At 39.3% G+C, this 2,189-nt stretch carries 3 protein-coding genes; all 3 read left to right on the top strand.

The features are described 5' to 3' along the window. Positions 1-1,099 (top strand): ferrous iron transporter B (feoB, locus tag K6D58_RS00830; protein WP_296826577.1); only part of this gene is annotated, 1,099 nt, incomplete at its 5' end. Between the two features lie 25 nt (positions 1,100-1,124). Beyond that, positions 1,125-1,277, top strand: coding sequence for a FeoB-associated Cys-rich membrane protein (locus tag K6D58_RS00825; protein ID WP_296826576.1), 153 nt, complete (start codon positions 1,125-1,127; stop codon positions 1,275-1,277). Between the two features lie 199 nt (positions 1,278-1,476). Further along, positions 1,477-2,189 (top strand): PGN_0703 family putative restriction endonuclease (locus K6D58_RS00820; RefSeq protein ID WP_296826574.1); only part of this gene is annotated, 713 nt, incomplete at its 3' end.

Below are 2,189 nucleotides of genomic sequence, written 5' to 3'. Positions count from 1 at the left end.
TAAGGGTCTTATCCTTGACGGTATTGTTGGTGGTGTTGGTGCAGTTCTTGGATTCGTTCCACAGATGCTCGTACTCTTTATCATGCTTGCATTCCTTGAAGCTTGTGGTTACATGGCTCGTATTGCCTTCATTATGGACCGTATCTTCCGCCGCTTTGGTCTTTCTGGAAAATCATTCATTCCAATGCTGGTTGGTACTGGTTGTGGTATTCCTGGTATTATGGCAAGCCGCACTATCGAAAACGAACGTGACCGCCGTATGACAATCATTACTACTACATTCATTCCTTGTGGTGCTAAGACTCCATTTATCGCAATGGTTGCCGGAGCTATTTTTGGTGGTTCACCATGGATTGCTACATCTGCTTACTTTATCGGTATCGGTGCAATTATCTGTTCTGGTATCATGCTTAAGAAAACAAAGCCATTCCTTGGAGAAGTTGCTCCATTCGTAATGGAACTTCCTGCATATCACCTTCCAACAGTTGGTGCTGTTCTCCGCTCAATGTGGGAACGCGGATGGTCATTCATCAAGAAAGCCGGAACAATCATTCTTGTTTCTACAATCGTAATCTGGTTCCTTTCATTCTTTGGATGGGTTGACGGTAAGTTTATGATGCTTAGCGAAGATCAGATGGATTCAAGTATCCTTGCTAAGATTGGTGGTGCAGTTGCATGGATCTTTGCTCCTCTTGGATGGGGTAACTGGCAGGCTACTGTTGCATCTGTTACAGGTCTTGTTGCAAAGGAAAACATCGTAGGAACAATGGGTGTTCTTTATGGTGGAGAAGAAGCATGGGCAAACCTTGCTAATGCATTCACAAGCGTAACTGGTATGTCATTTCTGGTATTCAACCTTCTTTGTGCTCCATGTTTTGCTGCTATCGGTGCCATTAAGCGTGAAATGAACAACATGAAGTGGACATGGGCTGCTATCGGATATCAGTGTGGATTTGCTTATGCTGTATCTCTTTGTATTACACAGATTGGAAACCTGGTAACTGGTAACGTAAATGTTATTGGTCTTATTGCTTCTATTCTTGTAATCGGCTGCTTCGGATATCTTTTGTTCCGTCCAGCTCCAAAGGCAGTAAAATAAAAATAAAATAACGGAGGCTTTTATTATGACAGGTACAATTATTGTAAGTGCAGTTTTAGTTTGCATTGTTGCTGCAATCATTTATTCCATGATTAAAAAGAAGCGCTCCGGTAAAGGTTCATGCCATTGTGAAGGCGGCTGCGGCTCATGCGGCTGTAACTGCAGTCACGCAAAATAAAGGTGTAAATCTTTAATATTACCCTGTCTTTTTCTGAACTTTTAGGAAGGGACAGGGTATTTTTGTCTATTAAAAGTATGTCATTTATGCAAAAATTTTAAGATATTTTTAAGAAAAAATTAAGAAAGTATCTTTGAAATCTCCAAAAATTCTATTATATTAGCTGTATAAACAATAATTTCTCGTCAGAAGGTCACAAATGAACAAACTTCAGGTACAGATTCACGAGCTTTTTAAAAGTAAATATGAGGCAGCTACAGGTAACAAGATGATTACTCCAAAGCGAAGACTGCCTTCCAGAAACAGGTATGTATTTGAAGATTTGTCAAAAAATCTTTATGAAGAAATGTCTGATAATGTAAAGGCACAGTTTATGAACGGTGGGGGAGAGGATATTTTTGAAAAGATGCATTCCCTCAGAAGTTCCTCTGCAATGACTTACAATGTTTTTGGAAATGACAAAGTTTCCTTTAAGGGAACCTGCGGAATTTCTGAAGGCAGCTATGAAGTTAACTATGAAAACCCTCTGGAAACATATTCCGGTGCAAAGACAAAAAATCATATTGATGTCCTTCTTAAAAATGACAGGGAATTAAATTTTATAGAAATGAAGTTCTTTGAACCTTTCTATCACAAGATTTCTTTTAAAAGAGAAATACCTTCTGCTTTTGAAGACAGAAGCAAATACATTTACACTGATTCAGCCTTTCCTTTTATGGAATCAATCAGGCGCATTAAGAGGGCCGGCCTTGTACGTTATGATGCCTGCCAGATGTTTACCCATGCCCTGGGTATTTACAATTACGTGCTTAAAAATGAGCTTGAACTTAAGGGAAAAAAGATTCAGCTGATAAACTGTATCTGGACCCTGGATAATCCTTTTGAAGAAGAAAAGTACCGCCGTGAGTTTGA

The organism is Treponema sp. (genome assembly GCF_024696245.1).
In the GTDB taxonomy this organism is placed as follows: Bacteria; Spirochaetota; Spirochaetia; order Treponematales; family Treponemataceae; genus Treponema_D.
Note: the sequence above shows the minus strand (reverse complement) of the source record. Positions and strands in the feature narration are given on the sequence as shown.